Annotated in this window: 26 protein-coding genes and 1 pseudogene; 13 read left to right on the top strand and 14 right to left on the bottom strand. The window is 65.3% G+C overall.

Going from position 1 to position 25,119, the window contains the following annotated elements:
* The first annotated feature begins 95 nt into the window (after positions 1 to 95).
* Together QZH66_RS03475 and QZH66_RS03470 are read left to right on the top strand one after the other, a co-directional pair.
* Complete coding sequence (locus QZH66_RS03475) at positions 96 to 1,013, top strand: LysR family transcriptional regulator (protein ID WP_305804563.1); 918 nt, start codon at positions 96 to 98, stop codon at positions 1,011 to 1,013.
* A gap of 39 nt (positions 1,014 to 1,052) precedes the next feature.
* Complete coding sequence (locus QZH66_RS03470) at positions 1,053 to 2,945, top strand: ATP-binding cassette domain-containing protein (RefSeq protein ID WP_305804562.1); 1,893 nt, start codon at positions 1,053 to 1,055, stop codon at positions 2,943 to 2,945.
* 226 nt (positions 2,946 to 3,171) lie between these two features.
* Here the strand turns inward: QZH66_RS03470 and QZH66_RS03465 are convergent, their stop codons facing one another.
* Positions 3,172 to 3,612 carry a barstar family protein gene (locus tag QZH66_RS03465; RefSeq protein WP_305804561.1) on the bottom strand — a complete coding sequence of 147 codons (441 nt, stop codon included), beginning with the start codon at positions 3,610 to 3,612 and terminating at the stop codon, positions 3,172 to 3,174.
* Positions 3,609 to 4,055 (bottom strand): ribonuclease domain-containing protein, encoded by a 447-nt coding sequence (locus QZH66_RS03460; protein ID WP_305804560.1) that lies wholly within the window; start codon positions 4,053 to 4,055, stop codon positions 3,609 to 3,611. Before QZH66_RS03460 ends, QZH66_RS03465 begins: the two co-directional genes overlap by 4 nt.
* Positions 4,056 to 4,311: 256 nt before the next feature.
* Between QZH66_RS03460 and QZH66_RS03455 the strand changes: the two genes are divergently transcribed.
* Positions 4,312 to 4,923 carry a superoxide dismutase gene (locus tag QZH66_RS03455; RefSeq protein ID WP_305804559.1) on the top strand — a complete coding sequence of 204 codons (612 nt, stop codon included), beginning with the start codon at positions 4,312 to 4,314 and terminating at the stop codon, positions 4,921 to 4,923.
* 82 nt (positions 4,924 to 5,005) lie between these two features.
* On the opposite strand, the gene QZH66_RS03450 is transcribed toward QZH66_RS03455, so the two are convergent.
* Positions 5,006 to 5,833, bottom strand: a complete 828-nt coding sequence (locus tag QZH66_RS03450; RefSeq protein WP_305804558.1) for an endonuclease/exonuclease/phosphatase family protein — start codon at positions 5,831 to 5,833, stop codon at positions 5,006 to 5,008.
* A 258-nt stretch (positions 5,834 to 6,091) separates the two neighbouring features.
* Between QZH66_RS03450 and QZH66_RS03445 the strand changes: the two genes are divergently transcribed.
* Complete coding sequence (locus tag QZH66_RS03445) at positions 6,092 to 7,663, top strand: oligopeptide:H+ symporter (protein ID WP_305804557.1); 1,572 nt, start codon at positions 6,092 to 6,094, stop codon at positions 7,661 to 7,663.
* An 8-nt stretch (positions 7,664 to 7,671) separates the two neighbouring features.
* Positions 7,672 to 8,292 (top strand): rhomboid family intramembrane serine protease, encoded by a 621-nt coding sequence (locus QZH66_RS03440; protein WP_305804556.1) that lies wholly within the window; start codon positions 7,672 to 7,674, stop codon positions 8,290 to 8,292.
* Between the two features lie 95 nt (positions 8,293 to 8,387).
* Here the strand turns inward: QZH66_RS03440 and QZH66_RS03435 are convergent, their stop codons facing one another.
* Positions 8,388 to 8,546 (bottom strand): hypothetical protein, encoded by a 159-nt coding sequence (locus QZH66_RS03435; protein ID WP_305804555.1) that lies wholly within the window; start codon positions 8,544 to 8,546, stop codon positions 8,388 to 8,390.
* Between the two features lie 221 nt (positions 8,547 to 8,767).
* Between QZH66_RS03435 and QZH66_RS03430 the strand changes: the two genes are divergently transcribed.
* Genes QZH66_RS03430 through cfa form a run of 3 tightly spaced genes read left to right on the top strand, consistent with a single transcriptional unit; the run spans position 8,768 to position 11,082 of the window.
* The gene (locus QZH66_RS03430) at positions 8,768 to 9,055 is read left to right on the top strand and encodes a GNAT family N-acetyltransferase (protein ID WP_305804554.1); all 288 of its coding nucleotides are present in this window, start codon (positions 8,768 to 8,770) and stop codon (positions 9,053 to 9,055) included.
* A gap of 58 nt (positions 9,056 to 9,113) precedes the next feature.
* Complete coding sequence (locus QZH66_RS03425; RefSeq protein WP_305804553.1) at positions 9,114 to 9,947, top strand: DUF3298 and DUF4163 domain-containing protein; 834 nt, start codon at positions 9,114 to 9,116, stop codon at positions 9,945 to 9,947.
* On the top strand, positions 9,880 to 11,082 hold the full coding sequence (cfa, locus tag QZH66_RS03420; RefSeq protein ID WP_305804552.1) for a cyclopropane fatty acyl phospholipid synthase: 1,203 nt from the start codon (positions 9,880 to 9,882) through the stop codon (positions 11,080 to 11,082). Before QZH66_RS03425 ends, cfa begins: the two co-directional genes overlap by 68 nt.
* A 96-nt stretch (positions 11,083 to 11,178) precedes the next feature.
* On the opposite strand, the gene QZH66_RS03415 is transcribed toward cfa, so the two are convergent.
* On the bottom strand, positions 11,179 to 13,356 hold the full coding sequence (locus QZH66_RS03415; RefSeq protein WP_305804551.1) for a M3 family metallopeptidase: 2,178 nt from the start codon (positions 13,354 to 13,356) through the stop codon (positions 11,179 to 11,181).
* A 152-nt stretch (positions 13,357 to 13,508) separates the two neighbouring features.
* Between QZH66_RS03415 and QZH66_RS03410 the strand changes: the two genes are divergently transcribed.
* Positions 13,509 to 14,000 carry a glutathione peroxidase gene (locus QZH66_RS03410; RefSeq protein ID WP_305804550.1) on the top strand — a complete coding sequence of 164 codons (492 nt, stop codon included), beginning with the start codon at positions 13,509 to 13,511 and terminating at the stop codon, positions 13,998 to 14,000.
* A 105-nt stretch (positions 14,001 to 14,105) separates the two neighbouring features.
* Positions 14,106 to 14,336: a hypothetical protein gene (locus QZH66_RS03405; protein WP_305804549.1), complete on the top strand. Its 231-nt coding sequence runs from the start codon at positions 14,106 to 14,108 to the stop codon at positions 14,334 to 14,336.
* Here the strand turns inward: QZH66_RS03405 and QZH66_RS03400 are convergent.
* The 3 genes from QZH66_RS03400 to QZH66_RS03390 all read right to left on the bottom strand — a co-directional run bounded on the left by QZH66_RS03400 (position 14,303) and on the right by QZH66_RS03390 (position 17,879).
* Entirely contained in the window at positions 14,303 to 15,082 is a 780-nt protein-coding gene (locus QZH66_RS03400) for a ferredoxin--NADP reductase (RefSeq protein WP_305804548.1), read from the bottom strand. The two genes, QZH66_RS03405 and QZH66_RS03400, sit on opposite strands and share 34 nt — an antisense overlap.
* An 84-nt stretch (positions 15,083 to 15,166) precedes the next feature.
* Positions 15,167 to 17,032, bottom strand: coding sequence for an ABC transporter ATP-binding protein (locus QZH66_RS03395; protein WP_305804547.1), 1,866 nt, complete (start codon positions 17,030 to 17,032; stop codon positions 15,167 to 15,169).
* Between the two features lie 202 nt (positions 17,033 to 17,234).
* Entirely contained in the window at positions 17,235 to 17,879 is a 645-nt protein-coding gene (locus QZH66_RS03390; RefSeq protein ID WP_305804546.1) for a trimeric intracellular cation channel family protein, read from the bottom strand.
* A gap of 136 nt (positions 17,880 to 18,015) precedes the next feature.
* Here QZH66_RS03390 and QZH66_RS03385 point away from each other — a divergent pair, with 136 nt between their 5' ends.
* Positions 18,016 to 19,569: a fumarate hydratase gene (locus tag QZH66_RS03385; protein WP_305804545.1), complete on the top strand. Its 1,554-nt coding sequence runs from the start codon at positions 18,016 to 18,018 to the stop codon at positions 19,567 to 19,569.
* A 124-nt stretch (positions 19,570 to 19,693) separates the two neighbouring features.
* Here the strand turns inward: QZH66_RS03385 and QZH66_RS03380 are convergent, their stop codons facing one another.
* The 4 genes and pseudogenes from QZH66_RS03380 to QZH66_RS03365 form a co-directional block, all read right to left on the bottom strand.
* A complete protein-coding gene (locus tag QZH66_RS03380) occupies positions 19,694 to 20,281 on the bottom strand; it encodes a hypothetical protein (RefSeq protein WP_305804544.1) in 588 nt (195 codons plus the stop codon).
* Positions 20,281 to 20,643 (bottom strand): arsenate reductase (glutaredoxin), encoded by a 363-nt coding sequence (gene arsC, locus QZH66_RS03375; RefSeq protein WP_305804543.1) that lies wholly within the window; start codon positions 20,641 to 20,643, stop codon positions 20,281 to 20,283. The genes QZH66_RS03380 and arsC overlap by 1 nt, the downstream gene beginning before the upstream one ends.
* Positions 20,643 to 21,895 (bottom strand): annotated as a pseudogene (locus tag QZH66_RS03370) (phospholipase A). The gene arsC and the pseudogene QZH66_RS03370 overlap by 1 nt, the downstream one beginning before the upstream one ends.
* A 258-nt stretch (positions 21,896 to 22,153) precedes the next feature.
* Complete coding sequence (locus QZH66_RS03365) at positions 22,154 to 22,639, bottom strand: DUF456 domain-containing protein (RefSeq protein WP_305804621.1); 486 nt, start codon at positions 22,637 to 22,639, stop codon at positions 22,154 to 22,156.
* Between the two features lie 225 nt (positions 22,640 to 22,864).
* Here QZH66_RS03365 and QZH66_RS03360 point away from each other — a divergent pair, with 225 nt between their 5' ends.
* A complete protein-coding gene (locus QZH66_RS03360) occupies positions 22,865 to 23,074 on the top strand; it encodes a cold-shock protein (RefSeq protein WP_305804542.1) in 210 nt (69 codons plus the stop codon).
* A 71-nt stretch (positions 23,075 to 23,145) separates the two neighbouring features.
* On the opposite strand, the gene QZH66_RS03355 is transcribed toward QZH66_RS03360, so the two are convergent.
* Both QZH66_RS03355 and QZH66_RS03350 read right to left on the bottom strand, forming a co-directional pair.
* Complete coding sequence (locus tag QZH66_RS03355; protein WP_305804541.1) at positions 23,146 to 23,625, bottom strand: glycine zipper 2TM domain-containing protein; 480 nt, start codon at positions 23,623 to 23,625, stop codon at positions 23,146 to 23,148.
* A 115-nt stretch (positions 23,626 to 23,740) separates the two neighbouring features.
* A complete protein-coding gene (locus tag QZH66_RS03350) occupies positions 23,741 to 24,172 on the bottom strand; it encodes a hypothetical protein (RefSeq protein ID WP_305804540.1) in 432 nt (143 codons plus the stop codon).
* A gap of 74 nt (positions 24,173 to 24,246) precedes the next feature.
* Between QZH66_RS03350 and QZH66_RS03345 the strand changes: the two genes are divergently transcribed.
* A complete protein-coding gene (locus QZH66_RS03345; RefSeq protein WP_305804539.1) occupies positions 24,247 to 25,098 on the top strand; it encodes a tRNA threonylcarbamoyladenosine dehydratase in 852 nt (283 codons plus the stop codon).
* The last annotated feature ends 21 nt before the right edge of the window (positions 25,099 to 25,119 follow it).

The following is a 25,119-nucleotide window of genomic DNA, read 5'->3' as shown; positions in this document are numbered from 1 at the left end:
CATTCAGGGAGTAAGGCCATCGTCGCCCTGTTCATTCGACCAGAAAAACGAATTGTTTTGCTATAACCAACCCTGGAAACAGGTTGATATTGCCCATGCGTCTTTCGCTGCGCCAGTTGCAGATCTTCGTCGCCATTGCTGACGGCGGTACCACGGCCGTGGCTGGCGAGCGGATCGCGCTGTCCCAGTCGGCGGTGAGCGCGGCGCTGAACGAGCTGGAGTCGCTGCTGGGGGCGCCGGTTTTCGACCGGGTGGGGCGGCGGCTGGTGCTCAATGGCAGCGGGCGCGCCCTGCTGCCGCCGGCCCGCGCCCTGCTGGCGGAAGCGGCCGATATCGAGCGGCGCTTCCGCATCGGCCACGCCGCGCAATCGGGGGAAGGGCTGCCCGAATACCTGAAGATCGGTGCCAGCACCACCATCGGCAACTATCTGATGCCGGCCCGCATCGCTGCGCTGCAGGGCGCAGGCGTATCGTTGCGGGTGGATCTGCGGATCGGCAACTCCGGGCAGATGGTTGCGGCCTTGCAGCGGCTGGAGGTCGATATCGCCCTGATCGAGGGCCCGTGCCATGACGCCGGCCTGCAGGTGCTGCCTTGGCGTGAGGATGAACTGGTGATCGTCTACGGCGGCCGGCATCCACACAGTGCCGGACTGCGGGCGGGGGCGGACCTGCGGCAGCTGCGGCAGGCGCGCTGGCTGTTGCGCGAGGTGGGCTCTGGCACCCGGGAGGCGGCGGAACAGGCGCTGCTGCCGCACCTGCACGGGTTTGCCGAGGTCATGGAGCTGGGCAGCACCGAGGCGATCAAGCAGGGCGCGGCCGCCGGACTGGGGCTGGCCTGCCTGTCGCGGCATGTGGTGGCCGATCTGGTCGCGTTGGGCAGGCTGGAATACCTGGCCACGCCATTGCCGGTGCTGTCGCGCCAGCTGTGGGTGGTGAGCCATCCCGGGCGGCAGCTTTCCGGCAACGTGGTGCGGCTGCTGGAAATGACTGCCGGGTCCTGCGATCCCCGCTGATCCGTGCCGGCGCGGGGCGGCAACCCGTACAATAGCCCCATGCCTCTGATTACTTTGCAGAACGTCGACTACAGCGTCGGCGGCCCGTTGTTGCTGGAAAAAACCGAACTGACGATCGAACCGGGTGAGCGTATTGCCCTGATCGGCCGCAACGGCGCCGGCAAATCCACTTTGATGAAACTGATGGCCGGCGAGCTCAAGCCCGACGACGGGGAAGTGCGCGTCCAGCAGGGCGTGCGCGTGACCCGGCTCGAGCAGGAAGTGCCGCATGGCGCCGCCGGCAGCGTGTTCGACGTGGTCGCCGATGGCCTCGGCGATCTGGGCCACTGGCTGGCCGAGTTCCACCGCCTCAGCCATGCCGACGTGTTCGATGGCGATGCGTTGGGCGATGTGCAGGCCAAGATCGACGCCGCCGATGGCTGGGGTCTGGACCAGCGGGTGGAAGAAACCCTGACCAAGCTGGATCTGGATGGCGACGCCGAGTTCGCGCGGCTGTCCGGTGGCATGAAGCGCCGGGTGCTGCTGGCACGCGCGCTGGTGTCCGCGCCGGACCTGCTGCTGCTGGACGAACCGACCAACCATCTGGACATCGAGTCCATCGACTGGCTGGAAATGTTCCTCAAGGGCTGGAACGGCAGCGTGGTGTTCGTCACCCATGACCGCCGCTTCCTGCGTGCACTGGCCACCCGCATCGTCGAGATCGACCGTGGCCAGGTGACCAGCTGGCCCGGCGACTGGGCCAACTACGAGCGCCGCCGCGAGGAGCGGCTCAATGCGCAGGCGCAGGAAAACACCCGTTTCGACAAGATGCTGGCCCAGGAGGAAGTCTGGATCCGCCAGGGCATCAAGGCCCGCCGTACCCGCGACGAGGGACGTGTGCGCCGCCTCAAGGCGATGCGCAACGAGCGCAGCCAACGCCGCGAGCTGGGGGGCAACGTGCGCATGGAGGCCGCGCAGGCGGAGAACTCCGGCAAGAAGGTGATCGAGGCCAAGGAGGTTTCCTTCGCGTTCGGCGCCCGTACGATGGTGCGCGATTTCTCCAGCATCATCCTGCGTGGCGACCGTATCGGCCTGATCGGCCCCAACGGCAGCGGCAAGACCACGCTGCTGAAGCTGCTGCTGGGCGAGCTGCAGCCGCAGCAGGGCGAGATCCGCACCGGCACCAACCTGCAGATAGCCTATTTCGACCAGTACCGCGCCACCTTGCGCGAAGACTGGAGCGCGATCGAGAACGTGGCCGAAGGCGCCGACTTCATCGAGCTCAACGGCAAGCGCAAGCACGTACATGCCTATTTGCAGGACTTCCTGTTCACTCCGGAGCGCGCACGCGCGCCGATCACCCGCCTGTCCGGCGGCGAGCGCAACCGGCTGCTGCTGGCCAAGCTGTTCGCGCAGCCGTCCAACCTGCTGGTGATGGACGAACCGACCAACGATCTGGACGTGGAAACGCTGGAGCTGCTGGAAGAACTGCTGGGCGACTACACCGGCACCCTGCTGCTGGTCAGCCATGACCGTGACTTCATCGACAACGTGGTCACTTCCACGATGGTGATGGAAGGCAACGGGGTGGTCGGCGAGTATGTCGGCGGCTACACCGACTGGGTGCGCCAGCGGCCGGACGCGCTGGTCAATGCCGCCGCGGTGGCCAAGGCATCGGCCACTGCCACTCCGGCGGTGGCCGCACCGGTGGTCACCGTGGCCGCCGCCGCGCCCAAGCGCAAGCTCAGCTACAAAGAGGCACGCGAACTGGAACAGTTGCCGTTGAAAATCGAAACGCTGGAAGGCGAGGTCGGGGCGATGACGGCGACGATGAACGATCCGGCGTTCTACCAGCGCGATGCGGCGGCCATGGCCGCCCACACCCGGAAACTGACGGAAGTGCAGGCCGAGCTGGATGCGGCCTACGCGCGCTGGTCGGAACTGGATGCCTGAAGCCGGCCTGCCGGCGATGGCAGGCAGCGGGTAATCCCGGCGGGCGGTGCATGTTCACCCGCCCGGCGCCTGCGCCGGGTTGGGCCGGCCTTCGTAGTGTGGTGCTTGCGGGGCTGTTGCAGCCGCGCCGATGCTGCGGGCGAGCGGGACGGTGACTTGCTGCTGGCGCATACAGTCCGGGTTGTCCCCCGGGCCTGACGCACCGGCCTGGCCGGTGCCGGGCCGGTCAGGGCGCGCCGTCGGCGTCCCCGCCTGGCAACTCGATAAACGCCCAGAACGGCACGTTCGCCTCGGCCCAGCTGCTGGAGGCTTCGGCCAGGATGTCGAGCAGGGTGTCGAAATCCTCCGCACTGCCATCCCGCAGTGCGCCAGCATCATTGAACAGCAGCGCATAGCCGTTGCCGGGCAGCCAGGACAGATCGCGCAGTCCGTCCGACAACGCATCCCAGTTGCGGCCGCGGCCAGAGGGGAAGTCCAGCCGGGTGGCAATCCGCAGCAGCAAGGTGCGCTTGCCGGTGCAGCCTTCCAGGTCGATCCTGCACACCCGCAGGCCGGCATCGCCAGCGGCCGCGGCCAGATCGCCCAGGTCGCCATCGCCCACCGCGAACACGCCGGCGCGGGCCGGGTCTTCCAGCCCCATGTCGAAGTCGAAGCCGCTGTCACTCATGGCCTGCTCCCGTCGGCGGGGACGTCAAAACTGCGGAAGCTTTCATAGTGGTCGTCGCTGTAGAACCAGACGTCGGGTGGTTCGCCGCCGGTGATGATGCGCCGCGCGCCGCGATGGCCCAGCCCGGGCGTGTCCACGGTGTACTCGCGGTAGTAGCCGCGCGGACGTTGCGGCAGACGGTGTTCGCGGTTGCCGAATACGCTGCCATCCTGCCGGTGCGCGAACGGGCCGCCGCGCTGGATCACGGGAATCATCGCGCGCGCTTGTGCCGGCAGGAACGACGGCAGTGGATCACGGGTGTCCGGGCGCGCCGGTGGCGGGGACGAGATGTCACTGATTGCCGGGGCGAACTGCGGTCTGGGTGGTTGTTGCACCACCTTCATGGCCCACAGCCCGGCAATCAGCAGCAGCGCGGCGGTGACCAGCAGGCGAGGTTTGCGCATCGGCAGGGTATCCGGAAGAACGAACGAGAGGGTCGATTATCAGGCTTGCCGCGATCTTTTCTTTAACCGGCCGTTATCGGCGGCGGTGCGCCGCACCAGCGGGAAAGAAAGTCTCGGCGCGGCACAACGGCGCAGAACGAAGATTCCTTTACATCGCCCTTGGTAAGTTGGCCCATCCTGCCTACCATTGACCGGCTGTATTGCCCGGCGGTTGCCGGATATAGAACCCCAGGCTCAAAACCCAAGGAGATCCCTCATGGCTTTTACCCTTCCCAAGCTGCCTTACGCCTACGACGCGCTGGAACCGTACATGGACGCGGCCACGGTGGAAATCCACCACTCCAAGCACCACCAGACCTACGTCAACAACCTCAACGCGCTGGTTGAAGGTACCGAATACGCCGACATGCCGATCGACGAGCTGCTGCGCAAGGTCAAGACGCTGCCGGAAAACCTGCAGCAGGGTGTGCGCAACCAGGGCGGCGGCCATGGCAACCATGCGATGTTCTGGGAAGTGATGGCGCCGAACGCCGGCGGTACGCCGAGCGGCGAGCTGGCCAAGGCGATCGATGAGCAGCTCGGCGGTTTCGAAAAGTTCAAGGAAGCCTTCACCAAGGCCGCGCTGACCCAGTTCGGCTCGGGCTGGGCATGGCTGAGCGTGACCGCGGACAAGAAGCTGCTGGTGGAGAAGAGCTCCAACCAGGAAAGCCCGCTGATGGACGGCCGCACCCCGGTGCTGACCATCGACGTGTGGGAGCACGCGTACTACCTGAAGTTCCAGAACCGTCGCGCCGAGTTCATTGAAACCTTCTACGGCCTGATCAACTGGAACGAAGTGGAGCGTCGTTACCAGGCCGCGATGGCCTGATGCGACCTCGGCCGGGCCACCCCAGTGTCCCGGCCGGATGAAGACCTGCAACGGCCGGACAGCGATGTCCGGCCGTTGCCGTTTACGGGGGCGGGGACTCGGGCGGGGCGGTGATCGCGGCCGCGCTCAGCTGCAGGGTCGCCATCATCCCCAGCCGCAGGGGCGGTGACTTCGGATCAGTCGCCTGCAGATGCAGCGGTTGCCGCGCGATGTCGGCGAACTGTCGCACCTGGTACAGCACGTCCATGCCGTGGCCCGTCGCACTCGGCGCGGCGGCCGGTTCGGCATGCCGGGCGGACGGATTGCGGCGCGCCGGCTGGAATCCGGGCAACTGCCGCACCAGTTCGTCGGTGGGAGCGGCAAAATCCCCGACGATCAAGCAGGGCAGGCCATCGGCGGTGGCGGCGATCCAGGCCAGCAGGTCATGGGTCTGGTGGCGCCGTGCGATCACCGAGTTTTCTTCCGGGCGCAAGCGCACCACGTAGACATTCACCGGGCCTTCGTCCAGTTGCAGGCGCAGCATGCCGGCCGCGCTGAACTGGCCGGGGGGATGCAGCAGGGTGACGCCATCTTCGATGACCGCTCGACGGGTCAGCATCGCATTGCCGCGGCGCTGTGGCTGGCTGGGAGGGTCGGCGGTGACGAAGTCGCAGCTGTAGCGCAGCCGCTTGGCCATCCAGCAGGCCGGATTGAGTTCATCCGGCGCCTGCATCACCTGTTGTACGGCGATCACGTCCGGCTGCAGGGTCTGCATCATTGCCAGGATTTCGTCACGGCGCCTTTGCCATTCCCCGGGTTCAGCGGGAAGCTGCACGCTGGCGATGCTCAAGGCAGGAGCGTGCGTGCCCTGTGCGTGTGTCTGCGGAGCAAATGCGAGTATCAACAGTGGCAGACATGCCCAACGCGACATGGAGCAGCTTCTTCAGCGGAGCAGGTGGCTATCGTAGTCATGGCGCCTGTCTAGGCATCGTGCAGGCCACGGCGGCCGCTCCCCGGACCGCGCAGATCGGGGCCGCGGATCGATCCGGGGACGCTCCACCGTAGGCGGGGCCGGGAGCTGCACCTTTGCCGCTTCCTGGCGCCGCGCGTTCCAATGGTTGGCAGGAGCGGGCGCTGCGTGCATGCAATGCGTTACGCTTGCAACTTTTGTACTCAGGATCGCCCCTAGATGACGCACCCCGTCGAGGCCGCAAGCGCCCTCCCCAAGGCACGGATGCCCCGCCAGATTCCCTACATCATCGGCAACGAAGCCTGCGAGCGCTTCAGCTTCTACGGGATGCGCAACATCCTGGTGCAGTTCCTGGTCACCTCGCTGCTGCTGCAGGAGATGACCACCTCGGCCCGCGCGGGCGAGGCCAAGGACATCATGCACAGCTTCATGATCGGCGTGTATTTCTTCCCGCTGCTCGGTGGCTGGCTGGCCGACAAATTCTTCGGCAAATACCACACCATCCTCTGGTTCAGCCTGATCTATTGCGCCGGCCATGCCTGTCTGGCCTTTTTTGAAGACAGCCGGCAGGGCTTCTTCGTTGGCCTGGGGCTGATCGCGCTGGGCGCGGGCGGCATCAAGCCGCTGGTGGCCTCGTTCATGGGCGACCAGTTCGACCAGACCAACAAAAAGTTGGCCAAGGTCGTGTTCGACGCCTTCTACTGGATCATCAATTTCGGCTCGCTGTTCGCCTCGCTGCTGATCCCCCTGGCGCTGAAGAATCTCGGCCCCGCGTGGGCGTTCGGCATTCCCGGCATCCTGATGTTCATCGCCACGTTCGTGTTCTGGATGGGGCGTAAAAAATACGAGCTGGTGCCGTTGCCGCCCAAGGACCCGCATTCGTTCGGCAACGTCGTGCGTACCGCGCTGACCGCGCATGCGCCCGGGCAGCGCCGTCCCGGGCTGGTCATGGCGATGCTGGGCGTGGTGCTGGCCATCGCCTCGCTGGCCCTGGTGCCCACCCTGGGGATCGTGATCTGCCTGTGTATCGCGCTGGTGCTGGTGCTGGCCGGCATCGGTGGCGGTACCTGGTGGCAGCTGGAGCGCGCCCGTGGCGTGCATCCGGACGAAGCGGTGGAGGGCGTGCGCTCGGTGCTCAAGGTGCTGGTGATCTTCGCCCTGACCACGCCTTTCTTCTCGCTGTTCGACCAGAAGGCTTCGACCTGGGTGCTGCAGGGCCAGCAAATGAGCATGCCCAGCTGGTTCACCGCCTCACAGATGCAGGCGCTGAATCCGGCGCTGGTGATGGTGCTGATCCCGTTCAACAACCTGGTGCTGTATCCGCTGCTGCGCAAGCTCGGCTGGGAACCGACCGCGTTGCGGCGGATGACCGCCGGCATCGCCTTCAGCGGTCTGGCCTGGGTGGTGGTGGGGGGCATCCAGGTGGTGATGGATGGCGGCGACGCCATGTCCATCACCTGGCAGATCCTGCCGTATGCGCTGCTGACCTTCGGCGAGGTGCTGGTATCGGCCACCGGCCTGGAGTTCGCCTACAGCCAGGCGCCGCCGGCGATGAAGGGCGTGGTGATGAGCTTCTGGAACCTGACCACCACCATCGGCAACCTGTGGGTGCTGCTGTCCAACGCGGCGGTGCGCAATGACGCGGTGACCCACCGTATCGCCAGCAGCGGCCTGAGCGAGGCGGCATTCCTGATGTTCTTCTTCGCCGGCTTCGCCTTTATCGCCGCACTGGTGTTCGGCCTGTATGCGCGACGCTACAAGATGGTCGACAACTACCGTACCGCGGTCTGAGGAAGAACATGGACGCTCCCTTCACCCTGATCCTGATCGCCCTCACCGGGCTGGTGTCGTGGCTGGCTTTCAGCAACCGCAAGCTGGCCGACCGTCTGATCCTGTGGCCGCCGGCCGTGGACCGCCACCACCAGTACGACCGGCTGGTGACTTACGGCTTCATCCATGCCGATTTTTCCCACCTGCTGTTCAACATGATCACGTTGTTCTTTTTCGGGCGCGCGATCGAGCAGGTCATGACCCAGCTCAGCGGAAGCGGGCTGACCTACCCGTTGTTCTATCTGGCAGCGCTGGTGGTGTCGATCCTGCCCAGCTATCTGAAGAACCAGAAGAACCCGAACTACCTGAGCCTGGGCGCGTCAGGCGCGGTGTCGGCGGTGCTGTTCGCCTTCATCCTGATCTCGCCGTGGACGATCATCCTGGTGTTGTTCATCCCGGCGCCGGCGATTCTGTATGCCGTGTTCTATGTCGGCTACAGCATCTGGATGGACAAGCGCGGTGGTGATCGTATCAACCACAGCGCGCACCTGGCCGGTGCGGCGTTCGGGGTGATTTTCATGGTGATCATGGAGCCACGGGTGCTGCAGGTATTCCTGCAGCAGCTGATGAATCCCAGCTTCGGCGGCTGACAGCGGGTGCGTTGCGCGGCCGCTGCTGGAACGGTCTGCGGCAGTGGCTGCAGGGGCCGTGGGTCGCTGCGCAGGCGTGCCTGCGCGGTCGCCGCTCAGGCGGCGTAGGCCTGCTGCAGGCGGGTGTAGACCTCGCTGTCGATCTGCTCGAACTCCCAGCCCTGGGTATGGCCACTGACGGCGAGCTGGAACAGCCCTTCCAGCAGCGAGGAATCGTGGTCGTTGGCGGGGAGGGTCTGATCGAAGTTCTGCATGGCGTGCCTCGTCGGTTGCTGTCCTGTGGTGAGACATTCGCAAATGCCATGCCAGCTTTTATTCCGGCTGTTTCCGGTGTTTCCGTCGCAAACAGCGGTGCCCGGCCTGGGGCCGGGCCGGAAAGTGACGCACCGCGGCGGCTTGTGTCATCGGCGGATTCACCGGCCGCGTGCAGCGCCAGCCGGCACAATGGAGCTCCCTCCACCGGAACCCGACCCGGATGAATATTCCCGCTGAGCTCGCTATCCGGCACAACCCCACAGGCCAATGCTTCCATGTCGACGTGGACGGCCACCAGGCCCGGCTCGAATACCGCAAAGAGGGACCGCGGATGGTCATCACCCATACCGGAGTGCCCGCGGCCATCGGTGGCAAGGGCATCGCCGGGGCTTTGACGGTCGCCGCCCTGGACTATGCGCGAGCCGCCGGGTTGAAGGTGGTGCCCGCCTGCGAATATGCGGCGGTGTTCCTGCGCCGGCATGATGAATATGCCGACCTGGTGGAGTAACTTGGCGCCTTGATGGCAGCGGATTGACGGGCCTGACAACAGAAGGGGATGTTTGCGAATGAAGAAGTACCGACAGGGATCGTGCGCAGCAGTGCTGGTGCTGCTGGTGGCGGCAGGATGCGGCAGGAACAACGAGGCCGGCGTGGCCGAACAGGCGCCGGCGGTAAGCGCTGCCGGACCGGCCGCCGCCGGGACCACGGCGGCGCCGGATCTGCGCGACGTGATCGAAACCACTTCACGCTATGTGGTGGGCATCAGCTATCCGCCGGCGGCCGCCAAATATCCGGGGCTGGCGCGAGCGCTGGTCACCTATGCCGCGGCGGCCAAGGAGGAGCTGTTGGAGGCGGTGGAGGTGCTGGGCAATGACAAGCCCACTGCCCCTTACGAGCTGTCGCTGAGCTTCGAGCTGGCGGTGGATACGCCGCGGGTCGTGGCCGCAACGGCGGATGGCAGCCGCTATACCGGCGGGGCCCACGGCGAGCCGCTGGTGGCGCGTTTCGTCTGGCTGCCGGGCCGGGAGGAAATGCTGAGCGCTGCGCAGATGGTGCCTTCCGGCGAGGGCTGGAAGGCCATCGGCGGTTATGTCGCGCGGCAGTTGCGCGAGCAGGCGATCGCCCGTGCCGAAGCGGAGGCGTTGTCACCGGAAGAGCAGCGGGCCCAGGTCCGCAACCTCTCCAAGATGATTGACGAGGGCACCTCGCCCACGGCGGACAACTTCGCCCAGTTCCAGCCGCTGCTGGATGCCGGCGGCCGTATCGCGGCGATCCGTTTCGTGTTTCCGCCCTATCAGGTCGGGCCATATTCGGACGGTACCCAGAGTGTGGATGTGCCGGCCAAGGTATTGCTGCCTTACGTGGCGCCGGCTTATCAGGAGTTGTTCGCAAACCCGTAACGTAACGGAGGCCGAAATGGTGGATGCAGGACTGCAACGGCGAGTTGAGGCATTGCTGCAGGAGGCCGACGTCACCCTCGGTGGCGACCGCCCGCAGGACATCCATATCCAGGATCCACGCTTCCACGCCCGGGTACTGGCGCAGGGCTCGCTCGGTCTTGGGGAGAGCTACATGGACGGCTGGTGGCAGGCCCGCTCGCTGGATGCCTTCCTGTTCCACCTGCTCAAGGCCAATCTGGACGAGCGCGTGCATGGCACCGGTGAGCTCTGGGATGCGTTGCGCGCCAAACTGTTCAACCTGCAGTCCGGGCAGGGCGGTTTCGAGGTCGCCAAGCGCCATTACGACCTGGGCAACGACCTGTACCAGGCCATGCTCGGGAAACGACTGGTCTACAGCTGCGGCTACTGGCGCAACGCCTACGACCTGGATACCGCGCAGGAAGCCAAGCTCGACCTGATCTGCCGCAAGTTGCGGCTCAGTCCGGGCATGCGGGTGCTGGATATCGGCTGTGGCTGGGGCGAAGCACTCAAGTTCGCTGCCGAGCGCTACGGCGTGCGCGGTGTTGGCATCACCATCTCGCAGGAGCAGGCGGTGTTTGCCAGCCAGCTGTGCGAGGGGTTGCCGGTGGATATCCGGCTGCAGGACTATCGCGAACTGGACGAGCCGTTCGATGCGATTCTCTCGGTCGGCATGTTCGAACACGTCGGGGTGAAGAACTACCGGACCTATTTCGAGGTGGCGCGGCGCTGCCTGCCGGACAATGGCCTGTTCCTGCTGCATGCCATCGGCACCAATGTCAGCCGTGACCATACCGATCCATGGATCGGCAAATACATCTTCCCCAATTCGATGCTGCCCTCGGCCGTGCAGATCACCGCCGCGATGGAGCGGTTGTTCGTGCTGGAGGACTGGCACAATTTCGGTACCGACTACGACCTGACGTTGCAGGCGTGGCGACGCAACGTGGAAGCAGCATGGGACCGGCTTGATGAGCGCTACGACGAGCGGTTCCGGCGGATGTGGCGCTTCTATCTGGCCGCGTCCATGGCCACCTTCCGCGCCCGCCATTCGCAGTTGTGGCAGCTGGTGCTGTCGCCGCAGGGCGTGGCGGGCGGATACATCGCGCCGCGTTGAATCCGGCGGTGCCTGGCGGTTGTCGATGGCATGAGAAAACCGCCCGGAATGTTCCGGGCGGTTTTCAGGCCAAACAGTGAAGGCGAGGCGTGTGGCTTACGGCGAGGCGGCTTCGCTGCCGCTGGTCAGGCCACGCTTTTCCAGCAACGGTTCGATCTGCGGTGCATGGCCGGCGAAGTTCTGGAACAGCTCCATCGCATCCACGCTGCCACCGCGCGACAGCAGGGTGTTGCGGAAATGGTCGCCATTGGCACGTGACAGACCGCCATTTTCGCGGAACCACTTCTGGGTGTTGGCATCGAGCACTTCGGACCAGATGTAGGCGTAGTAGCCGGCCGAATAACCGCCCATGATGTGGCTGAAGTAGGTGGTGCGGTAACGCGGCGACACCGGCCCGTAGTAGATGCCGTCCTTCTCCAGTGCGGCGCGCTCGAACGTGATCACATCCGCGGCCGCCGGCACCTCCTTCACGCCGATCTGGTGCCAGCTCTGGTCGAGCATCGCCGCGCCCAGGTATTCGGTGGTCAAAAAGCCCTGGTTGAACTTCGAGGCGGCGATCACCTTGTCCAGCAATGCCTGCGGCATCGCCGCGCCGGTCTGGTAGTGCTTGGCGTAGTTGGCCAGGATGCTCGGCTCGTCGGCCCACATCTCGTTGACCTGCGAGGGGAACTCGACGAAGTCGCGCGGCACCGCGGTACCGGAGAAGTAGGGGTATTTCACGTTCGAGAACATGCCGTGCAGGGCGTGGCCGAACTCGTGGAAGGTGGTGCTGACCTCATCCCAGGTCAGCAGCGTCGGCTTGCCGGCCGGCGGCTTGGGAATGTTGAGGTGGTTGGCGACCACCGGCTTGTTGCCGGTCAGCGCCGACTGCGAGACGTAGGCGTTCATCCACGCACCGCCACGCTTGGACTGGCGCGCGTACGGGTCGAAGATGAAGATCGCCAGCTGGCTGCCATCGGCGTCGAACACGTCATACACGGTGACGTCGTCGTGGTAGACCGGCAGGTCGGTGCGCTGCTTGAAGCTCAGGCCGAATTCCTTGCCGGCGGCGAAGAACACGCCGTTTTCCAGCACGCTCTTCAGCTCGAAGTACGGCTTGAGCTGGGATTCGTCGAAGTTGTACTTGGCCTGGCGCACCTTCTCGCTGTAGAAGGCCCAGTCCCACGGCTGCAGCTCGAAGCCCGGCTTCTTGGCGGCCTTCTGTTCGGCATCGATCATCGCCTGCAGGTCGGCGGCTTCGCGCTTGGCGTTGGCCACGGCGGCCGGGGCCAACTGGCCCAGCATCGCATTGACCGCTTCGGGGGTCTTGGCGGTCTGGTTGCCGAGCGAATAGGCGGCGTAGTTGTCAAAGCCCATCAGCGCGGCCTTCTGCGCGCGCAGGGTCATGATGCGCGCCACCAGTGCGGTGTTGTCGTAGTCACCGCCCTTGCTGCCACGCGACACCGACGCTTCGTAGATCTTCTGCCGCAGCGCGCGGTTGGTCAGGTTGGTCAGCGCCGGCTGGCCGGTGGTGTTGAGCAGGGCGATGACGTATTTGCCGTCCAGCTTGCGCGCCTTGGCCGCCTCGGCGGCCGCGGCGATCTGCTCGGCCGACAGGCCGTCCAGCTGCTTGACGTCATCGACCACGATGAAGGAGGCATTGACCTCGGCCAGCACGTTCTGGCTGAAGGTGGTACCCAGGTTGGCCAGCTCGGCGTTCATCGCCTTGAGCGTGGCCTTGTCGGCGTCGGACAGCTTGGCGCCAGCGCGGACGAAGTTGTCATGGTACTTCTCGACCAGCCGCAGGCCTTCGGCATCCAGGCCCAGCTTGGCGCGGTCGTTGTAGAGCTTTTCGATGCGCGCGAACAGCTTGCCGTTGAGGTTGATGGCATCCCGGTGGCCGGCGAATTTGGCCGAATACTCGGCCTGCAGCTGCTTGCGGGCGTCGTTGGTGTCGGCGCCGCTGAGCGCGAAGAACACGGTGGTGGCACGGTCCAGCACGGCGCCGCTTTTTTCCAGCGCGATCAGGGTGTTGTCGAAGGTCGGCTTGGCCTTGTTGTTGGCGATGGCCTCCACTTCCTTCAGCTGGAGCGCCATGCCGGCGTCGAAGGCCGGGGCGAAATCGCTGTCCCTGATCTTGTCGAACTGCGGAAAGTGCAGCGGCAGCGTGCTCTCGGCGAAGAACGGATTGGCCTGCTCGGCCGCCTGGGTGGTCGCGGTGGCGGCACTGGCCGAATAGGCCGGCAGGGCAAGGCCCAGGGTCACGGCGACAGCGAGGGCAAGGCGAGTGGTCAAGGGATGTTCTCCAGAAATATTGAACCGGTGAGGTTAACCCGTCCGCCGGGGGCTGGGGGGTGTCAAAGGGCAGGGTTGCCGCCGCGGACGTAGCGTGCGTGCGATACCCCGGATGCCGGCGTAGGCTGGCGGACCACGCAAGGAGTGATGCGATGACCACCGCTTTCGATTTTGAAGCCGCCGATCTGGATGGCCGGATCCAGCCGCTGTCCGCTTACGCCGGCAAGGTGTTGCTGGTGGTGAATGTGACGTCCAAATGCGGCTTCACGCCTCAATATGCGGGTCTGCAGCAGCTGTGGCGCCGCTACGGTCCGCAGGGGCTGGTGGTGCTGGGGTTTCCCTGTGACCAGTTCGGTCATCAGGAACCCGGCGATGCGGCGCAGATCCGCCAGTTCTGCTCGCTGAACTACGAGGTCGGCTTTCCCGTGCTGGCCAAGATCAAAGTCAATGGCGCCGATGCCGATCCGTTGTGGCAATGGCTGAAGCAGCAGAAGCCCGGGCTGCTCGGCATCGGTGCGATCAAGTGGAATTTCAGCAAATTCCTGGTCGGCCGTGCCGGGCAGGTGCTGAAGCGCTATGCGCCCACAGCTACCCCCGAGAGCCTGGCGGTGGACATCGAGGCCGCGTTGGGCAGCGCTGGGTAGAGGTGCCCGGCCTGGACGCAGGCGCTGGTGGGGACAGGCCAACAGCGCCATCCGTGGCCGCCCGTCCCCCGCTTGCAGCGCGTTGCGGGGGCGGCGCTGCTGTACGTGACTGCCATTGCCGGTACGGGCATTGGTGAGGTCGCTATTGATCACCGCGCCATGGGATTTCCGCAGCGGGCCGCGCGGCCACCGATCAACCCGGTGCGGGGAAAACGGCTGGATCGTCCTGATCCGGCCGATTTCACCGGGCGATACGTGCCGCGCGCCAACGCCTGCGGCCACGGCCACGCGTCCGGCAGCGCTTATTTCTCGACGAACGCGCGCTCGAACACATAGTGTCCGGGCTGGCCGATCCGCGGCGAGGTCTGGAAACCGCGGGCATCGAGCACGCTGCGCAGGTCGGCCAGCATCTGCGGGCTGCCGCAGATCATGGCGCGGTCGTGTTCGGGGTCCAGCGGCGGCAGGCCCAGGGTTTCCTGCATCTGGCCACTTTCCAGCAAGGCGGTCAGGCGGCCATGGTTGCGGAACGGCTCGCGGGTGACGGCCGGGTAATACAGCAGCTTGTCGCCGATCATGTCGCCAAGGAATTCGTGCTCGCGGATTTCCTTTTCAAAGTAATCGCGATAGGCGAGGTCTTTTTCAAAGCGCACGCCGTGGGTGAGGATCACCTTGTCGAAACGCTCGTAGGTTTCCGGGTCCTTGATCACGCTCAGCCACGGCGCCATGCCGGTGCCGGTGCCCAGCAGGTACAGGTGCTTGCCCGGATGCAGGTCGCTGATCAACAGGGTGCCGGTCGGCTTCTTGCCCACCAGTACCTTGTCGCCGGGCTGGATGTGCTGCAACCGCGAGGTCAGCGGGCCGTCTTCGACCTTGATGCTGAAGAACTCGAGGTTCTCCTCCCAGTTGGCGCTGGCGATGGAATAGGCGCGCAGCAGCGGGCGCGCTTCGGTCTCCAGTCCGATCATCACGAACTGGCCGTTCTCGAAGCGGAAACCGCTGTCGCGAGTGGTGGTGAAACTGAAGTAGGCGTCCGTCCAGTGACGGACTTCAAGCACCGTTTCGGCGCCAAAAGCGGAAGACATACCGTTGTTCGTATCCGGAAAGTTAGCCGCGCTATTCTATCCCGAATGAGAGGGACTCTCATTAACCCGGGCCATGCCGGGGTTTCAGCGGTAGCCGGCGGCCTGCAGCTCGAACAGTTCGGCGTAGCGGCCGCCTTGCGCCATCAGCTCGGCGTGGGTGCCGCTGGCTTCGATCCGGCCGTCAGCCAGCACCAGGATGCGATCGGCCATGCGCACGCTGGAGAAGCGGTGCGAGATCAGCACCGCGGTGCGGTTGTCCGACAGCTCCTTGAAGCGCTGGAACACCTCGAATTCGGCCCGCGCGTCCAGTGCGGCGGTCGGTTCATCGAGGATCATCACCTGCGCATCGCGCATGTAGGCCCGGGCGATGGCGATCTTCTGCCATTGGCCGCCGGACAGGTCCACGCCGGTCTTGAAGCGGCGCCCGATCAGCTGGTCATAGCCGCCGGGCAGGCCTTCGACCACTGCATCGGCCATCGCGCGGCGTGCGGCATCGCGGATCAGCGCCGGGTCGTCCATGGCGTCCACCCGCCCGACGCCGATGTTCTCGCCGGCAGACAGGTGGTAGCGCACGAAATCCTGGAAGATCACCCCCATATTGGCGCGCAGCTGGTGCAGGTCGTAGTCGCGCAGGTCGCGGCCGTCGAGCAGGATCCGGCCCTCATCCGGGTCATACAGGCGTGCGAGCAGCTTCACCAGCGTGGTCTTGCCGGCGCCATTTTCGCCGACCAGCGCCAGCACTTCGCCCGCACGCAGTTCGAAATCCAGGCCGCGCACCGCCCAGCGCTCGGCGTCGGGATAGCGGAAACCCACATTCTCGAACACGAAACCCTGGCGGATCGGTTGCGGTACCGGCAGCGCGTCGCTGCGTGACTGGATTTCCGGTTCGATGGCGAAGAACGAGAACAGGTCGTCCAGGTACATGGCCTGGCTGGCGACCTGCGAAAAACCGATCAGCAGCCCCTCCAGCAACTGCCGCAGGCGCTGGAAGCTGCCGGCCAGAAAGGTCAGGTCGCCAATGGAGAAGTCGCCGCGCACCGTGCGCCAGGCGATGTAGCCGTAGGCCACGTAGTAGCCCAGGGTGCCGAGCGCGGCCAGCAGGGTGCCCCAGACCGCGCGTTTGCGGGCCAGCGCGCGGTTGGCCAGGTAGAACCTGCTGGCCAGGGCGCGGTAGCGCTCGATCAGGAAACGGTGGAGGTTGAAGATCTTCACCTCCTTGGCGGTTTCCACGCTGGCCCCGGTCTGGCGCAGGTAGTCGAGCTGGCGGCGTTCCGGCGTCCACTGGAAGTTGAGCGAATAGCCGATCGCATTGAAGTGCGATTCGCCGATGAACGCCGGCACCAGCGCCACCACCAGCAGCGCGATCAGCCACGGGGCGTAGACGACCAGCCCGACGGCCAGACTGGCCACGGTGATCGCGTCCTGCACCTGGCCGAACAGCTGGCTCATCAGGTTCATCCGGCCCATGGTCTGGCGTCGCGCACGATCCAGCTTGTCCTGCACGTCCGGGTCTTCGAAATCCTCCAGATCCAGCTCCGCGGCATGCTCCATCAGGCGGATGCTGCTGGCATTGGTGAACAGCTCGGACAGCAATCCGTCGGCGTAGCTGACCAGCCGGCCGAGCAGGTCCGACCCGATCGCCAGCCCCAGCTCGATGGCCAGCAGCAGCAACAGGTGGTCCAGCAGGTGGGTGGACAGCGCCTGCTCCAGCGGCGGGAAGGCGCCGGGCAACCCTGCCAGCCGCACCGCCTCGTCGATGATCAGCTTGCCCACGTACAGCATCGCCACCGGCAGCAGCGAGCGCAGCAGGCGCAGCCCGAGGCTGGCCAGGGTCAAGCCGCGGCTGGTACGCCAGATCATGTGCAGGAACGGCGGCAGGTTGCGCATCGCGTTGAAGCGCGCACGCAGGCTGGGCTGGGTTCGTGCGGTGGGAGCGGGGGTGGTTGGCATTACGGGCGCAACGCGGACGCGGAAGACGGCTTCAGGGTAAGCGCATCGGCGTCTGCGGCACAGGCGGCAGCCACGCAGCCACCCCAGCGTGGCCACCGGCAACCGGCAATGCCAAAAACCCCCCGAAGCATCTGCCGCAGCAGGGTTTTACGGCCCTGGTCTGATGCCGCCCACCGGACATCGCCGCGAATGCGGGGCACGCTCAGCGCCGCGGGCCTTCCGGTGGCGGGGGATCGGAGGACTGCAGCGCCACCGGCAGGTGCCAGCCGTAATGCATGGCCATCATCCGCAGGCCGAAGCACAGACCGGCCCCGGCCAGGGCGCAGGGCACGGGCGGCAGGCCGCCCCAGTGCCCCAATGCCACCACGGCGGCGCCGGCCAGCGCGGCAACGGCATACAGCTCGGCCTGCAACACCAGCGGTACCTGCGCCAACAGCACGTCACGGGCGATGCCGCCGCCGATGCCGGTAAGCATGCCCAGCGCCGCGGCGATCGGCGGATCGATGCCGTACGACAGTGCTTTCTGTGTGCCGGCCACGGCGAACAGGGCAAGGCCCATCGCATCGAACATGCGTACCGGGTATTGCATGCGCTCGATCAGCGGCGCCCAGAAGAAGGTGACGGTGCCGGCAGCCAGGGTAATGGCCGGGTAGCGCCAGTCGCTGATCGCCGCCACCGGAGTGGCGCCGATCAGCAGGTCGCGGGTGATGCCGCCGGCCAGCGCGGCGGCGAAGGACAGCACCAGCACGCCGAAGATATCCAGATGGCGGCGCACCCCCATCGTCGCCCCGGACAGGGCGAAAACGAAGGTGCCGATGAGGTCGAGGATCAGTACCAGAGTATTCATGATGGGGATTGTGACCGCTGCCGGCGGGGCCGGCCATCGTGGCCGCTGCCTGCGATGCGGACCGGCGCAGGCCGCTTTCGGCTTGCCGGCGTAGAATGGCCGGGTTCTCCCACTGCAAGCCGAGTCGAAGCCCGCCGTGAGCCATCCCGTCAATTCCCGTGATTCCCGTCAGCCGGTCTCCATCAAGCAGGAAGACCTGATCCAGTCCATCGCCGACGCGCTGCAGTACATCTCGTACTACCACCCGGTCGATTACATCAAGAGCCTTGCCGCCGCCTACGAGCGCGAGGAGTCGCCGGCCGCCAAGGAGGCGATGGCCCAGATCCTGATCAATTCACGGATGTGCGCCGAAGGTCACCGGCCGATCTGCCAGGACACCGGCATCGTCACCGTGTTCCTGGAAATCGGCATGAACGTGCGCTGGGACGACGCCACCATGGGCGTGGAGGACATGGCCAACGAGGGCGTGCGCCGCGCCTACGCCTACCCGGACAACAAGCTGCGCGCCTCGGTGCTGGCCGATCCGGCCGGCAAGCGCACCAATACCCGTGACAACACCCCGGGCGTGGTCAACGTCAAGGTGGTGCCGGGCAACACGGTCGAGGTGATCGTCGCGGCCAAGGGCGGCGGTTCGGAGGCCAAGAGCAAGTTCGCCATGCTCAACCCGTCCGACTCGATCGTGGACTGGGTGCTCAAGACCGTGCCGACCATGGGCGCCGGCTGGTGCCCGCCGGGCATGCTCGGCATTGGCATCGGCGGCACCGCCGAAAAGGCGATGCTGCTGGCCAAGGAATCGCTGATGGAGCCGATCGACATCAACGAGCTCAAGGCCCGCGGCGCGTCCAACCGTGCCGAAGAGCTGCGCCTGGAGCTGTACGACAAGGTCAATGCGCTGGGCATCGGTGCACAGGGCCTGGGTGGCCTGACCACGGTGCTGGACATCAAGGTCAAGGACTTCCCGACCCATGCCGCCAACCTGCCGGTGGCGATGATCCCCAACTGCGCCGCCACCCGCCACGCGCACTTCACCCTGGACGGCAGCGGCCCGGTGATGCTGGATCCGCCGTCGCTGCAAGACTGGCCGCAGATCACCTACGATGCCTCCAAGGGCACCCGGGTCGACCTGGACACGATCACCCCGGAAGACGTGGCCAGCTGGAAGCCGGGCCAGACCCTGCTGCTCAACGGCAAGCTGCTGACCGGCCGCGATGCCGCGCACAAGCGCATGGTGGAAATGCTGGACAAGGGCGAGCCGCTGCCGGTCGATCTGAAGGGCCGCTTCATCTACTACGTTGGCCCGGTCGATCCGGTGCGCGACGAAGTGGTGGGCCCGGCCGGCCCGACCACGGCGACCCGCATGGACAAGTTCACCCGCCAGGTGCTGGAACAGACCGGCCTGCTGGGCATGGTCGGCAAGGCCGAGCGTGGCCCGGCGGCGATCGAGGCGATCCGTGATAACAAGTCGGCCTACCTGATGGCGGTGGGCGGTTCGGCCTATCTGGTGTCCAAGGCGATCAAGGCGGCCAAGGTGGTCGGTTTCGCCGATCTGGGCATGGAGGCCATCTACGAGTTCACGGTGCAGGACATGCCGGTGACCGTGGCGGTGGATTCCACCGGCGAGTCGGTGCACACCACCGGTCCGCGCGAATGGCAGGCCCGCATCGGCAAGATTCCGGTGGTGGTCGAATAAACCGCCAGTGCTGCCGAGGATGCCGAAACGGCCCGGGTTCTGCCCGGGCCGTTTTGTTTTCCGGCGGAGCCGGTCAGCGGAGGGCCGGCACATCGCTGGTTGGGGCGCCTGCCCTTGGCGCAAATCAGCTACGGACACCCAGATTCAGAGCCTGGTTCTTTGCTTTATCAGCTTCGTAATTCTTTCGCTGTGTTTTGCGGGCCAGGTCGGGCCCGCATTGGCGTTCCACTTGCCAGATGCGGGCGATCAGTTTCCCCGCCGGATGTTCGGGTTGGCGGGCCAGCAGAGTCGGGTCGTAAACAGCCCTGCGAATGCCTTCGCCGGACGGCTGATACTCGAATACAAATCCGTCGCCGTGCACGGGGCGAGAATTTCGGGGCCATACCGGTGCCGCGGGCCCATTTTTTTCAATATAGGAAAGTTGCATGAGCGCCTGCTCTGCCTGAACAAGAGACGGGCATTGCTTCTCGTCCAGATAGGTTTCACAGCTGTAGCCCATGGACTGGTGTACCAGGCGGGCTTGCAATTGGTTTGAGCGGCGCAGCTCGAATACATCTGCTTGCGGTATGTAATCCCCATATCCACCCAATCGGTAGTGGCCCTCCGCTACGGGACCCATCCGTTCCATGACCTCACCTTGGCCTTCTTTGCGGCAGATGATGCCCGGCTCCACGGCCCAGCCCAAAGCGCCGGCGAGCAACAAGGAAATCATCATCCGTTGTAGTCAGGAAGCAGAGCCCGCACCTTTTCCGGCGGGCGACACAGTGCAGTGCCCTTGGGGGTGCGCACGATCGGGCGGTTGATCAGCGCCGGGTGCGCGGCCATGGCGTTGATCAGCGCCAAGTCGTCGTCAAGCTGCGCGGCCAGTCCCAGCTCACTGTACGCGGCCTCCTTGCTGCGCAGCAGGTCGCGCGCGGGCATACCCATTTCGGCCAGCAGGGTATGCAACTCGGTCGCCGAGGGCGGCGTGTCCAGGTAATTGATGACCTCCACCTCCGCGCCTGCTTCCTGAAGCAGCGCCAGTGCGCCACGGGAATTGGAACAGCGCGGGTTGTGCCAGATTGTCGCTTTCATCAGAACCACTCCAGAAGTGAAACACCTACACCGATGTAGGTGGCTTTGTGGTTGTAATCGATCAGGCTTTCGCCATAGCCGTCGAACACCTGCACATGTCCGCGCAGCTGCTTGTTGAGCGGGAAGCCGTAGTCGAGCTGCAGCGCCCCATGCGCGCGCTTGCCGCTGCGCAGCGAATGCCGGGCCATCAACGCCAGTTCATGGCCATCGCGGTTGTAGACCAGGGTGGCGTCACCGCGGCCCATGTAATCCTGGATATCGGGATTGTTGTCGTCGCGTGATCCTTCGGGAATGCGGTACCACGGACGCAGCGTCAGCGCCCAGTTCTCCCGGTCCAGCCCGACATTGAAGATCACCCGGTTCCAGCTGCGCGACAGCGGGTCGCTGCGGCCATTGGACTGGTGGTTGAGCTGGATCGCGCTCATGCGGCCGTTCCAGCCGAACAGTGAATAGCCATTGCGGAACACCNCGACAGCGGGTCGCTGCGGCCATTGGACTGGTGGTTGAGCTGGATCGCGCTCATGCGGCCGTTCCAGCCGAACAGTGAATAGCCATTGCGGAACACCAGCATCACTTCCGGCTCGTAGTCGGTTTCCCGGAACGGACGCGACAGCGCGCTGTTGTAGGCCTGCCAGTGCGAGCTCTGGGTATAGCCGCCCCAGATATCGCCGTTGTTGCCGAACAGGTTTTCGGCGATCTTGGTCTTGAAGCTGATCTGGAATTTGACCTCGGAGCTGCTCAGGTCTTCGGGCTGGGAGACCGAATTGGCCGGGTTGGGCGATTGCGGCATCTGGTTGGGCTTGCTGGCCCAGAACGCCGGCAGCAGATAGACCGGCTTGTAGGCACGCAGTTGGAAGGTGCCCAACTTGGAATCCTTGGCCAGCTCCCAGCGGCTGTCCAGCAGGGAGCCCTTGCCAATATTGGCCATCACGTCCTCCCGCTCGTCATAGGCAAACAGTTCGCGCACCCGCTTGCGTACGCCGCCCGTGCCGGTGCTGTCCTGCAATGCCTGTGGGGTTTGTTCCTGCCTTTTTTCAAGCAGCGCAGCGCTGGCCGCCGCATCGGCGGCGCGGGTGTCGACCGGGGCACGGCCGAGCGCGGTGTCGTAACAGGCCAGGCGTGCCGCGTCCGCGTCCAGGGCCAGGCAGGCCTCGGGGGATGCCGGCATGGGCGTGGCATCCTGGGCAAAAGCCAGTGGCGATATCGCCGGCAAGGACAGTAGCAGGAGCCGGTGGAGCGGACGTTTGCGCATGGGAGCTTCCGTTGCGGGTACAGAGGAGTGAAGGCGGGCGACGGGGGCGGGAACTTCCGGAAGGTTCCGTCGCCAGCTGCCCGATCCGTCCATATTGTCGATGATCCGGATTCTGACGGCAGCACGCAGCGGTTTTTCGCCCTTTCCGCGTCGCCGGCGGCAAGTCGGAGAAAAGCCATGTGCGGCGCCTGCGTGCGGTTGCAGTGGCTGCTCCCGCGCGTTGCGGGAATTGCGGGCAGATGATGGGAGAGAGGCGCCTCAGATAAACCAGGCAAGGGCGAACACCCCCAGCATGGCCAGCGCCAGGCCGAGTTTGAAGGCGACTCCCAGAATGATGCCCAGCCAGGTGCCCAGTCCGACTTTCGCGGCCTGGCCGATTTGCCGGCCGTGCCAGTATTCGCCAAGCAGGGCGCCGATAAATGGCCCCACAAACAGCCCGATCGGCATGAAAAACAGCCCGGCCACGGTGCCGGCGAGGGACCCCCACACCGCCTTGCGGTTGGCGCCGAGCCGCTGTGCACCGGCCGTGGTGGCAATCAGGTCGATGACAAGCGATACCAGCGTCAACAGTCCCAGGATCAACAAGGGCAGCCAGCCCACGTGCTGGAACCCGTCTGCCCAGGCCGCCAGCAGCAATCCGGCAAACACCAGTGGAATACCGGGCAGGACCGGCAGCACCACGCCGGCGATGCCCGTGAGCACCAGCACCGTGGCGACCAGATACAAGATGAACGAAACGTCGATAATTGTCCCCGGTGTGCTGAAATGGACTTGACAGGGCGGTGTTTTGGATATTGCAAATAGGTTGCGCGCGGGTTACGTTTCAGCCGCTGAGCTTGGCAAGGTCACCGTGAATCGTGGCCTGATGGGTTGAGTGATCGATCCGCTGCACCTCGCTTCCTCCTTGCAGTCAGCCGCCCTAGAAGGGGCGTATCCAACAACGAGATCCTGTTACATGGAGTCAGTGAGATGTCCGATCGCGAAACCGGTACCGTCAAGTGGTTCAATGATGCCAAGGGGTTCGGCTTCATCAGCCGCGCAAATGGCGAGGATGTGTTTGTGCATTTCCGCGCCATCCAGACCGATGGCTTCAAGAGTCTGAAAGAAGGCCAGCAGGTCAGCTTCACGGTCGTCCAAGGGCAGAAGGGCCTGCAGGCCGACGCCGTGCAGCCGGCCTGATTTCCCCGGGCACATGCAACAGAAAGGCCCGCTTGCGCGGGCCTTTCTGTTGGGGGGGGCACGCTGACCGGTCAGCGCAGCACAACACGTCCGTTGACGACGCGGACATAGGTGTTCTCGCGGATTCCTCCCAGGTCTTTCTGGTTGATCACGACCACGCGGCCGTCATCCATCCGTACCTGGATGTCGTAGGAGTCGCCGGTGACATTCTGCTGGATCTTGTTGCCGGCCAATGCGCCGGCTGCAGCGCCCGCGACGGAGGCGATGTTCTTGTTGCCGCGGCTGCCGCCGGTATGGTCGGAAATCTCATGGCCGGCCACGGCGCCGACAATGCCGCCCAGGATGGCGCCAGTGGCGGCAGGCGCGGTGCGCCCCGAGGCCACTGTATCGATACGGGTGACGATGCCGCAGTCGTTGCAACGCGTGTTCTGGTAGCCCTGGTTGCCGTAGCTGTTGTTGCTGTAGCCGCCGTTGCTGTAGCCGGGTGAGGTGGCACAACCGGCCAGCGCCAGGCTGGCAACGGCGCCGACGGCGATCAGTTTGATGTTCATGGTGGTTCTCCTTGCCAGTGAAAAGGATGCGGAGTTGATCCGCATGGCGCCGATCGTGTCGCCTTGCACGTGAACACAGTGCCAACCGTGCGTCAGGATGAATACGAGTTCGCAGTCAACGGAAATCCTGGTGACAGGCCTTGCAATCAGTTCCGATGGCTTCATTCAGCGTTGCCAGCGCGACGCAATCCTGTGGCGGCGCGGCCAGCGCATCGTTCAAGGTCGCGCGGAACCGGCTGGCATGCTGCTGGAAGCGGCTGTCATCGCGCAGGCCGGGAAACGCCAGGTCCAGGTCATTGGACAGCAGGCGCATGGCCTGCAGGCGTGGAACGACCTCGGTGGCGCCGCACCGGTTCTGATCCCGGCTCTTGCGCAGCATTTGCGCCTGCGCATTCATGACGTGCATCAGGCTGCCGGGAAGCGGGTCCTGGCGGGCGTGGATGGCGCGCACCAGCATCACCGTGGCGACGGCACCGATCAGCAGACCGGCGATGAGCACAAACAGATAGCGCGAAGCGTTGGACGGCGGACGAGGGGCGTCAGGCATGGGCACGGGCTCGGTTTGGGTTCTGGCGATGGTACGACGCGCGGCGCGGCGGCGGTCACGTTTAAAATGCGCGCATGAATGAACAACTGCGTGAACGTTTTGCCGGTATCGACCGGTTGTATGGTGCCGGCACCATCGAGCGGCTTTCGGCGTGCCGGGTGGCCGTGGTCGGCATGGGCGGGGTCGGCTCGTGGGTAGTGGAGGCGTTGGCGCGCACCGCGGTGGGCCATCTCACCCTGATCGATGCCGATGACATCTGCGTCTCCAACACCAACCGCCAGTTGCCGGCGCTGGCCGGGCAGTACGGCCGCAACAAGGCTTTGGCGATGGCCGAACGCTGCCGGGCGATCAATCCGGATATCGAGGCCGAGGCGATCGAGGACTTCCTCACCGTTTCCAATATGGAGCCGTTGCTGGACCGCGGCTTCGACCTGGTGATCGATGCCTGTGACAGTTTCCGGGTGAAGGTGGAGGCGATCGCCTGGTGCCGCCGCCGCAAGCTGCCGATTTTGACCGTCGGCGCGGCCGGTGGGCGTACCGATCCGACCCTGGTGAGGATCCGCGATGTCTCGCGTACCGAGCATGACGCGATGATGGCGCTGATCCGCAAGAAATTGCGGACCGACTTCCATTTCCCCAAGAACGCCTCGCGTTACTTCGGGGTACCGGCGGTGTACTCGCTGGAGAACGTCAAGTATCCGCAGGCCGATGGCAGCGTGTGCGGGCTGCGGCCGCAGCTGGGGGCCGATGCTGCGCTGAAGCTGGACTGTGGCGCCGGACTGGGCGCTGCCACACACATCACCGGCGCATTCGCGTTTGCCGCGGTGGGCAAGGCGCTGGAGATGCTGCTCAAACCGCGTCCGGGCAGGCAGGTTGGGACGGGGGCGGCGGAGGGGGCCATGTCGCAGGAGGTGGCGGCCGGATGAGGGGCATGCGCGCGGCCTGCT

The organism is Stenotrophomonas sp. YIM B06876, assembly GCF_030711595.1.
Lineage (GTDB): Bacteria > Pseudomonadota > Gammaproteobacteria > Xanthomonadales > Xanthomonadaceae > Stenotrophomonas.
Note: the sequence above shows the minus strand (reverse complement) of the source record. Positions and strands in the feature narration are given on the sequence as shown.

Excerpts from the sequence above, each read along its gene's own strand:
- QZH66_RS03345 (WP_305804539.1), top strand. The coding sequence starts at position 24,247 with ATGAATGAACAACTGCGTGAACGTTTTGCCGGTATCGACCGGTTGTAT.
- QZH66_RS03360 (WP_305804542.1), top strand. The coding sequence starts at position 22,865 with ATGTCCGATCGCGAAACCGGTACCGTCAAGTGGTTCAATGATGCCAAG.
- QZH66_RS03390 (WP_305804546.1), bottom strand. The coding sequence starts at position 17,879 with ATGAATACTCTGGTACTGATCCTCGACCTCATCGGCACCTTCGTTTTC.
- QZH66_RS03450 (WP_305804558.1), bottom strand. The coding sequence starts at position 5,833 with ATGTCGCGTTGGGCATGTCTGCCACTGTTGATACTCGCATTTGCTCCG.
- arsC (WP_305804543.1), bottom strand. The coding sequence starts at position 20,643 with ATGAAAGCGACAATCTGGCACAACCCGCGCTGTTCCAATTCCCGTGGC.
- QZH66_RS03440 (WP_305804556.1), top strand. The coding sequence starts at position 7,672 with ATGGACGCTCCCTTCACCCTGATCCTGATCGCCCTCACCGGGCTGGTG.
- QZH66_RS03355 (WP_305804541.1), bottom strand. The coding sequence starts at position 23,625 with ATGAACATCAAACTGATCGCCGTCGGCGCCGTTGCCAGCCTGGCGCTG.
- QZH66_RS03380 (WP_305804544.1), bottom strand. The coding sequence starts at position 20,281 with ATGATTTCCTTGTTGCTCGCCGGCGCTTTGGGCTGGGCCGTGGAGCCG.
- QZH66_RS03475 (WP_305804563.1), top strand. The coding sequence starts at position 96 with ATGCGTCTTTCGCTGCGCCAGTTGCAGATCTTCGTCGCCATTGCTGAC.
- QZH66_RS03350 (WP_305804540.1), bottom strand. The coding sequence starts at position 24,172 with ATGCCTGACGCCCCTCGTCCGCCGTCCAACGCTTCGCGCTATCTGTTT.
- QZH66_RS03465 (WP_305804561.1), bottom strand. The coding sequence starts at position 3,612 with ATGAGTGACAGCGGCTTCGACTTCGACATGGGGCTGGAAGACCCGGCC.
- QZH66_RS03455 (WP_305804559.1), top strand. The coding sequence starts at position 4,312 with ATGGCTTTTACCCTTCCCAAGCTGCCTTACGCCTACGACGCGCTGGAA.
- QZH66_RS03470 (WP_305804562.1), top strand. The coding sequence starts at position 1,053 with ATGCCTCTGATTACTTTGCAGAACGTCGACTACAGCGTCGGCGGCCCG.
- QZH66_RS03395 (WP_305804547.1), bottom strand. The coding sequence starts at position 17,032 with ATGCCAACCACCCCCGCTCCCACCGCACGAACCCAGCCCAGCCTGCGT.
- QZH66_RS03435 (WP_305804555.1), bottom strand. The coding sequence starts at position 8,546 with ATGCAGAACTTCGATCAGACCCTCCCCGCCAACGACCACGATTCCTCG.
- QZH66_RS03460 (WP_305804560.1), bottom strand. The coding sequence starts at position 4,055 with ATGCGCAAACCTCGCCTGCTGGTCACCGCCGCGCTGCTGCTGATTGCC.
- QZH66_RS03400 (WP_305804548.1), bottom strand. The coding sequence starts at position 15,082 with ATGTCTTCCGCTTTTGGCGCCGAAACGGTGCTTGAAGTCCGTCACTGG.
- QZH66_RS03430 (WP_305804554.1), top strand. The coding sequence starts at position 8,768 with ATGAATATTCCCGCTGAGCTCGCTATCCGGCACAACCCCACAGGCCAA.
- QZH66_RS03445 (WP_305804557.1), top strand. The coding sequence starts at position 6,092 with ATGACGCACCCCGTCGAGGCCGCAAGCGCCCTCCCCAAGGCACGGATG.
- cfa (WP_305804552.1), top strand. The coding sequence starts at position 9,880 with ATGTGCCGGCCAAGGTATTGCTGCCTTACGTGGCGCCGGCTTATCAGG.
- QZH66_RS03425 (WP_305804553.1), top strand. The coding sequence starts at position 9,114 with ATGAAGAAGTACCGACAGGGATCGTGCGCAGCAGTGCTGGTGCTGCTG.
- QZH66_RS03410 (WP_305804550.1), top strand. The coding sequence starts at position 13,509 with ATGACCACCGCTTTCGATTTTGAAGCCGCCGATCTGGATGGCCGGATC.